This window comes from Labilibaculum manganireducens (assembly GCF_002843385.1).
GTDB lineage: Bacteria > Bacteroidota > Bacteroidia > Bacteroidales > Marinifilaceae > Labilibaculum > Labilibaculum manganireducens.
Map to the genome: position 1 here is coordinate 63,790 of NZ_MVDE01000017.1, position 12,533 is coordinate 76,322.

The 12,533-nt window shown below is 34.4% G+C and carries 8 protein-coding genes; 6 read left to right on the plus strand and 2 right to left on the minus strand.

What is annotated here, in order from left to right:
• Positions 1-17 precede the first annotated feature (17 nt).
• Together BZG01_RS12220 and BZG01_RS12225 are read right to left on the minus strand one after the other, a co-directional pair.
• On the minus strand, positions 18-2,363 hold the full coding sequence (locus tag BZG01_RS12220) for an ABC transporter permease (protein WP_101310120.1): 2,346 nt from the start codon (positions 2,361-2,363) through the stop codon (positions 18-20).
• A gap of 32 nt (positions 2,364-2,395) precedes the next feature.
• Entirely contained in the window at positions 2,396-3,109 is a 714-nt protein-coding gene (locus BZG01_RS12225) for an ABC transporter ATP-binding protein (protein ID WP_101310121.1), read from the minus strand.
• A 225-nt stretch (positions 3,110-3,334) separates the two neighbouring features.
• Between BZG01_RS12225 and BZG01_RS12230 the strand changes: the two genes are divergently transcribed.
• From BZG01_RS12230 to BZG01_RS12255, 6 genes are all read left to right on the plus strand, one after another.
• Entirely contained in the window at positions 3,335-4,708 is a 1,374-nt protein-coding gene (locus BZG01_RS12230; protein ID WP_101310122.1) for a sigma-54-dependent transcriptional regulator, read from the plus strand.
• 10 nt (positions 4,709-4,718) lie between these two features.
• Positions 4,719-6,077, plus strand: a complete 1,359-nt coding sequence (locus BZG01_RS12235) for a sensor histidine kinase (protein WP_101310123.1) — start codon at positions 4,719-4,721, stop codon at positions 6,075-6,077.
• An 83-nt stretch (positions 6,078-6,160) separates the two neighbouring features.
• Positions 6,161-6,739 carry a TetR/AcrR family transcriptional regulator gene (locus BZG01_RS12240; RefSeq protein ID WP_101310124.1) on the plus strand — a complete coding sequence of 193 codons (579 nt, stop codon included), beginning with the start codon at positions 6,161-6,163 and terminating at the stop codon, positions 6,737-6,739.
• A 132-nt stretch (positions 6,740-6,871) separates the two neighbouring features.
• Positions 6,872-7,942, plus strand: a complete 1,071-nt coding sequence (locus BZG01_RS12245; protein ID WP_180327301.1) for an efflux RND transporter periplasmic adaptor subunit — start codon at positions 6,872-6,874, stop codon at positions 7,940-7,942.
• Positions 7,939-10,995 carry an efflux RND transporter permease subunit gene (locus tag BZG01_RS12250; RefSeq protein WP_101310126.1) on the plus strand — a complete coding sequence of 1,019 codons (3,057 nt, stop codon included), beginning with the start codon at positions 7,939-7,941 and terminating at the stop codon, positions 10,993-10,995. The genes BZG01_RS12245 and BZG01_RS12250 overlap by 4 nt, the downstream gene beginning before the upstream one ends.
• Before the next feature lie 107 nt (positions 10,996-11,102).
• Positions 11,103-12,467, plus strand: coding sequence for a TolC family protein (locus BZG01_RS12255; protein ID WP_101310127.1), 1,365 nt, complete (start codon positions 11,103-11,105; stop codon positions 12,465-12,467).
• Positions 12,468-12,533: the final 66 nt, after the last annotated feature.

The following is a 12,533-nucleotide window of genomic DNA, read 5'->3' on the forward strand; positions in this document are numbered from 1 at the left end:
AAATGTTAACCGTGCTGTTATTCGTATTTTAAACTTTTAATAGGGTTTTGGGTGGCTGACTTCCAGCTTTGATATCCTACTGTAATAATTGCTATCATTAACAACAGTATGAACACTGCAAGAAATAGCCAGAACGGAAAATCAATTCTGAATGGGTAGTTGACAAACCATTGTTCCATTGCAAAATAGGTGATTGGCCATGAAATTAACGAGGCGATCACGATCCATTTACTAAAATCTTTGCTGAATATAATAATTAATTGCTGCATTGAAGCTCCCAATACTTTTCGCACTCCAATTTCTTTAGTGCGTTCTTCAGCATTAAATGAAGCCAAGCCAAATAATCCTAAACAGGATACAATAATTGCAAAAATAGAGGCATAAAGTAAAGTGCTAACTGTAGCTCTTTGGTTTTCATACATATTATTGTAATTATCATCCAAAAACTGATATATCAATGGAAAATCAGGATTGTATTTTGAACATATTCTTTCGATTTCATGCACTGCTTTCATCGAATTTCCTTCAGCATATCTTATAAATAAGTAATTTGGATCGTGACACAAACGAAGCATGAATGGTTGTAATTTCCTGGTGTTTGGAGTACAATGATAATCTTTTACAACACCAATAATTCTTAAATCTTCGCTGTTTGAATGAATCATCTTATCTAAAACAGATTCTTTAGAAATCATTTTTGCCAATTTTTCGTTAATGATTACACAGCTTGAATCTGCTGCTGGGTTGTCAACATTGAAAGGTCTTCCTTTGATAAATTTGATTTTAAAAACATCGAAAAAATCAACATCAACGTACGGATAAGTGATTAATGGGTGAAAGTTTGGATCTTTTCCTTCCCAGTTTTCGCCCCAGCCATTGGAAAAAACCGTGTATGGAATGTGTGAGCTATAGGACACATTTTCAATAAGATAACTGCTTGATAATTCGTTTTTTATGGTTTCTATTTTGTCCCTCATTTGTTGATTTACATTCACCGAAATAACATTGTCTTTATTTAACCCAACATCCATATTGGCAAGATATTTGGTTTGAAGCACTATGGTTAAGGTAGAGATTAGTAGTGTAGAGGCTAATATGAATTGGATTACCACTAATGTTCTTCTGAATCGATTACTGCCTTTGCCTCCCGAGAAGGTTCCTTTTAATACCATAATAGGATTGAAGGAAGACAAGTAGAAGGCCGGGTAGGCACCTGCGACTAATCCTGTGAAAATAGTTACAGCAAAAATAATTAACCAAAATTCAAGCGATGAATAGTCTATAACCAATTGCCTGCTCATTAATAAATTGAATTGTGGTAAGAATAAATGCGACAATATAATTGCAAAATTTGCAGCTACAATTGTGATAAGTAAGGATTCACCCATAAACTGTTTGATTAATTGAGTATAGGTAGCCCCAATTGCTTTTTTTAAACCAATTTCTTTCGCTCTTTTTGCGGCTCGAGCTGTTGAAAGATTCATAAAGTTGAAACAAGCAATGATGAGGATAAAAATGGCAATCATGAAGAACATTTTCACCTGTGTTATTTTGGTTGGATTGCCATCCAGATTATACAAATGCACTTTGGTGATTGGGAATAAGAATGCATATTTTTCACTTTCCTTATCAACATGATCAATATAAAATTGGTCTAGCTTTTTATTCAGAGAGGTAATGTCAGTTCCTTTGGCGATTTTAGCATAACCAAAGTAATTGTGTGAACTCCAATTTTCAGAATAAGGATTTTGTTTTCTCATCATCTCAAAAGGGATCAGAAAATCAAACTTTATGCTGGAATTACTTGGAATATTTTCAGTTACTGCTGTAATTACCAGTGGTTGTCTATTGTCAACATTTACGATTTTACCGATTGGATTTTCCTCCCCAAATATACGTTTTGCGGCTTTTTCTGATATTATTAGCGAATTGATATCATTCAAACAGGTTTCCATATTTCCGTAAATCAATGGGAAATTAAATATTTTAAAGAAATCCGGGTCAGCGCTTTTAATATTTTCGTACTGCTTTTTACCTTTATATTCTACTAATAAATTTTCTCCCCAAGCATTATAATGAGTAGCATATTCTATTTCAGGATATTTTTCTTTGATTGCATCTATCAATGGAGTAGGTAAATTTGGCATTGCATTTTTTGTGCCATTCCAGGTTTGGTAGTTGGCCACCTGATATATCCTGTCAACTTCTTTATGAAAGTTGTTAAAGTTCAATTCATGGTTTACCCACAACAAGAGTAATATTGTACAAGCCATACCGATAGCGAGACCTGATATATTAATAAAACTATATCCTTTGTTGCGGATTAAATTTCGATAGGCAATTTTGAGGTTGTTAAAAAACATGATATGGGTTTTAATATTTTGAATTGTCTAAATTATAAAAAGGAAACGGCATTGGCAGGCGTTGCTATTTTGGATTTGTTGTTTTCACTTACAATTTGTCCGTCGAATAATTGAATTATTCTGCTTGCCCTTTCTGCATCGGAGCTCGAATGCGTAACCATCACAATGGTTGTACCTTCATCATTAAGCTGTGAAAGCAAGTTCATAACTTCATTGCCGTTAGCAGAATCAAGATTTCCTGTGGGTTCATCAGCTAAAATTAGATTCGGATTAGCAACTACAGCTCTTGCGATGGCAACCCTTTGCTGTTGTCCGCCAGATAATTGCTGAGGGAAATGCTTGCTTCTATTTTCGATCTGAACTCGTTTCAAAACTTCATTTACTTTTAATTTTCTCTCAACAGCAGGCACTTTTTGGTAAATCAATGGAAGTTCTACATTTTCATAAACGCTTAATTCATCGATTAAATTAAAACTTTGAAAAACGAATCCAATATTTTCTTTCCTTAGTTTCGTTCTTTGTTTTTCTGAGTAGTGAGATACTTCATTCTCAATGAATCTAAAATTGCCTTGACTTGGGTTGTCCAATAATCCAATAATGTTTAATAGTGTTGATTTTCCACAACCAGATGGCCCCATTATGGCAACAAATTCACCTTTTTTTATTTCTAAATTCACATTTGAAAGAGCCGAAGTTTCTACTTCTTCGGTTCTGAATGTTTTACATAGATTTTCAGTTTTTATCATGGCTTTGTGTTTTTAATAATTATTGATGCTGGAAGCTATTTTTGTACCAATATTCGTAATTGTCTAATGATGAGGTTTGTGTGATTGTTCGTGGTCGTTGTTAAGGTTTCAAAGTGTCACAAAATCATCCAAGAGATGTATCAGAATGGAACAATTGGTTTTTTAGTTGATCAATTTGATTTACTTTTAAATTTGTAAAAACGAAAGAGTAAATCTTTTTGAAAAATGAAAAAAGCAGGTAACGTATTAATTGTTGATGATAACAAGAGTGTTTTGGAATCTCTTCAATTGTTTTTGAAACGAAAATTCGATGAGGTGATTATTTGCAGCAATCCGAATCGAATCCCCAATCTACTTTCCTGTCATAAATTTGATGTTGTACTTCTTGATATGAATTTTTCAACAGGTATTAACAATGGGAATGAAGGCTTGTTTTGGTTGAAGGAGATATTGAAGATTGATTCGACTTTGGTAGTAATACTTTTTACAGCTTATGCCGAAGTTAATCTGGCAGTGAATGCAATGAAAGACGGAGCTGCTGATTTTATTTTGAAACCTTGGGATAATAAAAAACTATTTGCAACACTTAAAAGTGGTGTGGAATTGCACCAAACAAGGCAAAAAGTTGAAAGTTTAGAAAATCAAAAACAGTTTTTGGAACAAGATTTAAATCAGAGTTTCGAGAAAATAATTGGTGATTCTGAAGCCATGAAACCTATTTTTGAAACAATTAGAAAGGTAGCAAATACAGATGCTAACGTTCTTATTCTTGGTGAAAATGGTACAGGAAAAGAATTGGTTGCCAGAGAACTTCATTTGAAGTCTGCCCGGAGAAATGAAATTTTTATGGGGGTGGATTTGGGCTCCTTAAGTGAATCAATTTTTGAGAGTGAATTGTTTGGTCATGTAAAAGGTGCTTTTACCGATGCAAAGGAAAATCGACAAGGACGTTTTCAAACTGCCTCAGGTGGAAGTCTGTTTTTAGATGAAATAGGAAATTTATCGTCAGCCATGCAGGCAAAACTATTGGCTGTATTGCAAAACAGAAAAGTTACTCCTTTAGGATCAAACAGAGAAGATCATGTTGATATTCGCCTGATTTGTGCAACCAATCAAAATGTTCAGGAAATGATAATTGCAGGAAATTTTAGAGAAGATTTGTTGTATCGTATTAATACCATACAGATTGAGCTGCCACCTCTTCGTAATCGGGGGAATGATATCATTACAATTGCAGAACACTTTTTACAACGCTATGCTGATAAATATGGAAAATCAGAGTTGAAGCTAAGACCTGAAACGAAAGATAAATTACTAAACTATTTATGGCCGGGAAATATTCGTGAACTCCGGCATTGCATGGAACGGGCTGTTATTTTAAATGATAAGGGAGAATTGAGTCCGGAAGATTTTCTTTTGGAAACACAAAATTCAGGTATTGAGCTAGGAGACAGCCCTATAAGTTTGGATGAAGCTGAAAGATTAATCATTGTAAATTCAATAAAAAGGAATCGCGGAAACATTAGCAGTGTCGCTAAAGAATTGAATATTGGCCGGCAGACATTGTATCGTAAAATTGAGAAATACAATATTTCTTAAAATCTAAAATATGATTTATCCAAAATTAACGATAGTAATAATTGTTCGGGTATTTGCTTTACTGGTTAACTGTATTTTTTTGGCTTTGGCTTGGGTGTACTATAATGATGTACTTGTAATTGCGAATTTACTAATCATTTTAAGTATTCAGATTTATTTCTTTATCCGAAAGTTAAATGCTGTAAATCAGGATTTAGAAAATTTTTTTAAAGCAATTCGAAATAATGATACCAGTATTAAATTTCAAAACAGGAGATCAAACTTAGGTTATAATCAATTATTCACTCAATTCGATCTGATTAATAAAAGCATACAAAATATTAAAATTGAGAATGAAAACAGAAATCAATATTTCAAAGTATTGGTAGAGCATGTAGGAGTTGGATTGGTTTCTTTCAACGAAAAAGGAAAGGTGTTTTTATTTAATGGAGCAGCAAAGGAAATATTTAATAAGACTAATTTATTTCATATCCAGCATTTGGATAGAATTCAGGAAGGAATTTCGGGTTTGATATTAAATTTAGAGCCATCTGAACAAAAATTGATTTCTCTTTACCGAAATTATGAAATGATTCAGCTTTCTGTGAAAGCAACTAAATTGAAAATGTCCGGTCAAAACTTAACGCTCGTATCTTTTCAAAATATTAAAAATGAGTTGGATGATAAAGAGTTAGACTCATGGCAGAAATTAATTAGAATCCTAACTCATGAAATTATGAATTCTATCAGTCCGGTAAGTTCATCTCTTTCTACTTTAATTGATTTCTACCGAGATGATGATACAAATGAGCTGATTTCCAATAATGAGGTTGATGCAGAGATGATATCAGATACAGTTAGCGGACTGAAAATTATCGATGAACGAATTAAAGGTTTGTTGGATTTTGTTCATCGGTTTAGAGATATTGCTATAATTCCAAAGCCAAATATTCAACGAATTGATATTCTGGAACGAATCGTAAAGATTTCTAATTTATTTTCTGAAAAGTTTAAAAGTTCAGACATTAAATTCGATCTGATTTGCAGGGAAAAGAAAGTTGTTTTAAATGTAGATCCTGTTTTATTAGATCAGGTTATTATTAATTTACTGACAAATTCTATTCAGGCATTTCAAGGAATTGAGGATAGGAGGATAATTCTTCGCATTGGCAGAAATGAAGAAGACAGGAGTTTTATCGAAGTTGAAGATAATGGATGTGGAATCGAAAAAGATCTTCAAGAAGAGATTTTTGTTCCTTTTTTCACCACAAAAGAGAATGGCTCTGGTGTTGGTTTAAGTCTTTCAAGACAGTTGATGAGACTTCATGGAGGTACTATTTCTTTTAAATCAATGCCAAATAAACAAACTCTGTTTAGATTGCAATTTTAAATAATTGTTAAAAATCAATAAAGTATATTGGATGAAACAATTATTTTATATATTTGCACTCAAAATACTAAAATAGTTCATTTATGGCAAAATCAGATAAGGTTGAGATTCAGGAGAGGGTTACTAAGGTAGCGATGGATATGATGCTGAAATTTGGACTTAAAGGTTTGAATATGGTTGAATTAGCCCGGGAGTGTGGGCTGGCAAAAGCCACTCTTTATAAAATTATTGGAACAAAAGAAGATTTGGTAAGAGAAATTGCTTTTGAAATATTCAATGTGAATATGATTAAAATTTTAGAGCCTTATAAATCGAATAATGATCCTGCAAAGGCAACACAGGAGTTTTTAGATAACTATTTGAGCTATGCTATTGCTGGACAGAAGGTTCTAATACAACAGATTTATAAAGAATATCCTTTGATTGAGAAAGATGTTGATGAAAAATATGAAGATGAAATAAACATTGTTTATGCTAAATATACTGAATGGCAGGAACAGGGCTTAATTCGTCAGGATATTAATGTTGAGTATTGTATTGATGCATTAGAAAGTCTGAATGATATTTATATTACAAGGCATTACTCTGAAGAAGAAACGATTAATAGATTACGTGCAGCTTTTCGATGTATGATTATGGGAATGGGAATTTCTTTAAAGTAGAAAATAAAACAAATAGTCTTTTTGGAAATAGTATAGAGTGTGTAAAACTGTTGAGGTAGATATGCTTCAATATTTTTTTGATAAAAATGAACCTAATGAACGAAAATAGTTCAAAGAAATAAAATGAAAATGATGAAACTAATGAAAATGGTGATTCTTACTACAATTTTGTCAGTTGGAATTTTTGCTTGCAAAAAACAAGAGGAATCCAAAACGGAGATTATTCAGCCAGTTAAGGTGTATAAAGTAAGTGATAACCCCAATGGCATTTCAGTTAAGGTTTTTACAGGTTTGGTTAAAGAATCCAGAGAAGTGAAATTAGCCTTTCAGATTCCGGGTCCTCTTGTAAATTTGAATGTAAACGAGGGACAGTTTGTTAGTAAAGGTGACGTTGTAGCAGCCTTAAATGAACGTGATTATCTGGTGCAATTGGAATCGGCGAATGCTAATTTTGAAAATGCAAAATTACAAGCAGAAAGATATACTGCTTTGTACGAGAAGAAAAGTACATCAAAAAGTACGTATGATCAAATCCAAGCAGTATATAAATTGGCAAAAGCACAAAAAGAAGCTGCAGAGAATGCTTTAAAAGATACAAAAATTTACGCGCCATTTTCAGGATACGTACAAGCTATGTATGTTGAAAATTTTGAAAAAATTGGTGCAGGTCAGCCTATTGTTTCCCTTTTGGATTTAAATAATTTAGAAGTAACAGCCGCTTTAAGTGAAAATGATTTTCTTCAACATAAATTATTTACCGAATTCAGTGCGAATTTTGAAAACTTTCCAAATATTGATTTTAATCTGAAATTAATTGAAATTGAAAGAAAGCCAAACGGTGATAATTTTTTTAGAATGAGATTGAAAATCGATACTCAGAATAAACAAATTGTTCCGGGAATGGTTGCAAGTATTACCGCAAAATTAAAATCGACAACTATTACAGGTTGTAAAGTGCCGGTAGAATCTGTTTTTAGTAAAGAGGGAAAATCGTATGTGTGGGTTTACAATGAGAGCACGAATTGTGTAAAAAGAAAAGAGGTGCAGATGAAAGGTTTTGATTCTATGGGAATGATTAACATCACTAAAGGTATTTCAAGCGGAGATTTGATTGTGTCGGCTGGTATTAATAGTCTTCGCGAAGGTCAAAAAGTAAAGCAATTACTTCAAAAGTCAAACTCTAATATCGGAGGTCAGTTATGAATTTTACAGAGGCTGTATTGAATCATCGGAAGGTATTGCTTTTTGTGCTGATTGCTGTTGCAATTGGAGGTGTTGTTTCTTTTCTAAAAATGTCAAAGCTTGAAGATGCCGAAATTAGTGTGAAATCAGCTTTGGTAATTACTAAGTATCCGGGAGCTTCTCCCCACGAAGTAGAATTACGAGTTACAGATGTTCTGGAGACTGCGATTCAATCCATGGATAATATTGACAACATTGAATCCAGATCTATGGCAGGATACTCAGAGATTACTGTGGAAATTGCTTCATCTGTACGAACTAAAGATCTTCCTCAAATATGGGATGTTCTGCGTCGAAAAGTGAATGATGTAAGTGTTTACCTGCCATCAGGAGTATCTCATCCAATGGTATTTGATGATTATGGAGATGTTTATGGGATTTTTCTTGCTTTAAGCGGAGATGGTTTTTCTGATGAGGAATTAAAGGATTATTCCCGATACATGAAGAGAGAGCTGCTGCTTGTGCCAGGAGTGAAACGAATTAACTTATTTGGAGAACAGCAATCTTGTGTTAATATTGAGATCTCTCAGGAAAAAATGGCTTTTTTAGGTATTCATCCTTACAAGGTGATTCAAATTCTTGATGCTCAAAATAAGATTGTTGATCCCGGAACTTTTAAAGTGGGAAGTAATAGGGTAAGAATTGCTTCCGATGGCAGTTTTCAGCAATTGGATGATTTAAAGAATTTATTGATTTCGGGCAGTGGTAAGAATTCGGTTTTTCTAAAAGATATTGCTGACATTAAGAAAGATTCCTATACGCCGTACACCAATAAAATGAAGTACAATCAAACTCCGGCAATTGGTCTGGCAATAGCCATGGATAAGGGGGGGAATGTGATTAAATTGGGTGAACTTGTTCAGGCCAAGATCGATAAATTAATGACGAATGTTCCTGTTGGGATACAGATCAACCGTGTTTTTTATCAGCCGGATCGTGTAAGTATTGCTATAGAGCAATTCATGGTGAATTTAATTGAATCGGTTTTAATTGTGGTGATTGTATTGCTTCTGGTTATGGGATTCAGAACGGGTCTTTTAATTGGTAGTGGTCTTATATTTACCATATTAGGAACTTTTATTGTAATGCTTGGTTTTGACATTGCATTGCAGCGGGTGAGTTTGGCTGCGATTATTGTTGCAATGGGAATGTTGGTAGATAATGCTATTGTTATTGCTGATGGTATTTTGGTTGATCTCAAAAAAGGGATTCCGCGAAAAGATGCTATGGTAAGGACATCTAAGCAAACTGCCATGCCATTACTCGGAGCTACTTTTGTGGCAATACTTGCTTTTTTGCCAATTTATTTGTCGCCGGACAGTACAGGTGAATTTTGTGCCAGTTTGTTTCAGGTAATTGCAATTTCTTTGTTTTTAAGTTGGTTGCTGGCATTAACTCAAACACCTTATTTCTGCGATTTATTTTTGAAAGGTAAGAAATACAGTAAAAAAGAAGGGGACAATACAGATCCATACAGTGGAAAATTCTATCAGTATTTCCGTGGTCTTGTTAAATATTCTTTGCGACACAAAACGTTAATTATTTCACTTACCTTATTGGTATTTGTATCATCAATATTTGCTTTTAAAAATGTGAAGCAACTGTTTATGCCAAATTTGGAGTACAATCAGTTTATTGTGGAGTATTATTTACCTGTAGGCTCTGATATTGAAAATGTAGAAAAGGATCTTGGCGAGGTTGAGGCATATTTACTGAAACAGAAAGATATACTAAATGTAACAACTAGTTTAGGTGCAACTCCTGCCCGATATACATTGGTTCGTCCTTTTATAAATAATAATTCAAATTACGGTGAATTGATAATCGATACAAAGGATTATGAATCAACAAAAAGATTAGGGAAAGAGGTTCAGGAATATTTAGATGCAAATTACTCCTCGGCCAGATGTCGTGTAAGATACTATTCTCCGATTTTTGCAGAATATATGATTGAGGCTAAGTTTTCAGGACCGGATCCTAAGGTTTTAAGAGATTTGTCCGATCAGGCGGAAAAAATTATGGCGGCAGAACCTACAGCAGCTAAAGTAACCAATAACTGGAAAAATCCTGTTAAGGTTTGGAATCCTGTTTTTTCGCAGGCACAATCGCGGGTAACTAATATTTCCCGTTCCGATGTGTCGAATGCATTGGCTTGCGCCACTGATGGTTTACCAATAGGGCGTTTTTATCAGGGTGATGATATGATGCCGATTATTCTGAAAACAAAAGCGAAGGCGGACAATTACATCGAGGCTTTGGAGAATACGCCTGTTTGGGGGAATGTAGCCCATAGTATTCCTTTGCGTCAGGTAGTTTCGGATATTAAAATTGATTTTGAAGATCCAATAATTAAACGTTACGACCGTCGAAGAGCAATTAAGGCTCAATGTGATCCGGCATCAGGCTATAATGCACCAGATACATTTAAGAATCTCCATAAAAAGATTGAAGGAATTCCTTTGCCCGAAGGATACGATTTAGAATGGTTAGGAGAGCATAAAGATAGTGTTGATGCAAATGATAGTATTAATAAATTTATGCCTTTGGCATTTTTGTTAATGGTAATTATTATCATGATGCTGTTCAATAATTTCCGACAGCCAATTATCATTTTAGCCATTCTTCCACTCGCTTTTATTGGTGTGAGTTATGGTTTATTATTTACCGGGAAACCTTTTGGCTTTGTGGCAATAATTGGTACGCTCGGGCTGATGGGGATGATGATTAAAAATGCTGTGGTTTTACTGGATCAGATAAATGAGGATATAAGTGAGGGAAAAGAAATTTTAACGGCCATTATCGATTCAGCAGTTTCGAGACTGCGTCCGGTACTAATGGCGTCTTTTACAACCATACTTGGTATGATTCCTTTAATCAGTGATGAGTTATTTGGAGGAATGGCAGTAGCCATCATGTTTGGATTATTGATTGGTTCCCTTATTACATTGATTGTTGTGCCTGTTTTGTACGCGATTTTTTACAGGGTTTCAACAAAAAGCGTAATGGAATTATAAGTGTTAGCAGATATGAAACGTTCATGCCAAAACGATTGCGACACACGGGGAGATGATTATCCCGGCAGGATAAGTTCCATATGGCAAGAACATACAATTAGAATCATATGAAAAATAAAATATTTTGTCTTTTGATCTTTTCCCTGACAGCTTTTCAGGGAAAAGCTCAGGAGTTGTCTCTGAGCGAGAGTCGCACATTGGCATTGGAATACAATCAGAAAATTAAAATTGCTGATGAAATGATTGCTGAAAATGAGTCGAATGTTCGATTTGTATTCACACAGTTTTTACCGAGTTTAAAAGCAAGCGGTTCGTACAATTATTATCATGATATTGATGATATTAGTTTGCCTGGTTCATTTTTGCCTACTGCCAACAGTTTGGCTGAAGCGCAGCAGGGAATTTATAGTGGTACCAGTGATGTTTATTTTCCTGGCTTTAATTTAGAGTTGGGAAATATCGATTATTTTTCTTCTAATTTAACGCTTACCCAGCCAATATATATGGGAGGAAAAATAAGAAGCTCCTATCAAATGACTAAGATGGGAAGAGAGATTTCCATCTACAACAGGAAGTTGCAGTCATCGGATGTTTTGCTGGAAACTGATCAGGCATACTGGAATCTTGTTTCTATAAATGAGAAAGGCAAATTGGCTGAGAAATATGTGAAGATGCTTTCAGCTTTGGTTCAGGATCTGCAAAATGCATTTGATCTGGAGATAACCACTAAAAATGAATTATTAAAGGCTCAGGTACAATTGAATCAGGCAAAATTGGATTTGTTTAGGGTGCAAAACCTGATGGTGTTGTCTAAAATGTCCTTGTGTCAGGTGATTGGGAGAGATTTGATGAGTGATATTACCGCCACAGACACAACAATTACAATCATACAAAATGCAATTGATGCAGATTACATGCAAAAAGCATTAAATCAAAGACCAGAACTATTGATGTTGGGCAAACAGGTTGAAATTTCACAGGAACAGATTAAGAACACCCAGGCTGATTATTTACCTCAGTTAGGAGTTGGTGCATCTTACTCCTATATAAGTAGAATTGAAAGTTTGATTGGGTCATCAAAAATTCTGGCTGTTCAAGCGAATTTGTCTGTTCCGGTTTTTCATTGGCAGGAACGCAAGCATAAAGTAGCATCTGTGCGGTTTAAGAGTAAACAAAAGGAGTTGGAAATGGATCGCACCAGAGATCTGATTAGTCTTGAAGTTCAGCAGTCTTACTTCAAATTACAGGAAGCATATCAACAAATTGAATTGGCGAAAGTGTCAATGGATCAGGCAAATGAAAACGTTGAGCTTACTCAGAACAGTTTTTACGAAGGCTTGGCCAATACAACAGAATTGCTTGATGCACAGGCTTTTTGGCAAAGAGCACGTAGCGAGTTGATTGATTCAAAGATAAACTACAAGCTAAGGGAAATTAGCTTCTTGAAATCAATCGGAGAATTGGCAATCTAATAGTGGGGTGGACGTGACCGAATTAACCGGTAGGATGGGATTGATGTGTAATCATCAATTTTAATT

Coding starts and splice junctions, on each gene's coding strand:
- BZG01_RS12255 (WP_101310127.1), top strand. CDS start 11,103: ATGAAAAATAAAATATTTTGTCTTTTGATCTTTTCCCTGACAGCTTTT.
- BZG01_RS12235 (WP_101310123.1), top strand. CDS start 4,719: ATGATTTATCCAAAATTAACGATAGTAATAATTGTTCGGGTATTTGCT.
- BZG01_RS12245 (WP_180327301.1), top strand. CDS start 6,872: ATGAAACTAATGAAAATGGTGATTCTTACTACAATTTTGTCAGTTGGA.
- BZG01_RS12225 (WP_101310121.1), bottom strand. CDS start 3,109: ATGATAAAAACTGAAAATCTATGTAAAACATTCAGAACCGAAGAAGTA.
- BZG01_RS12250 (WP_101310126.1), top strand. CDS start 7,939: ATGAATTTTACAGAGGCTGTATTGAATCATCGGAAGGTATTGCTTTTT.
- BZG01_RS12240 (WP_101310124.1), top strand. CDS start 6,161: ATGGCAAAATCAGATAAGGTTGAGATTCAGGAGAGGGTTACTAAGGTA.
- BZG01_RS12230 (WP_101310122.1), top strand. CDS start 3,335: ATGAAAAAAGCAGGTAACGTATTAATTGTTGATGATAACAAGAGTGTT.
- BZG01_RS12220 (WP_101310120.1), bottom strand. CDS start 2,363: ATGTTTTTTAACAACCTCAAAATTGCCTATCGAAATTTAATCCGCAAC.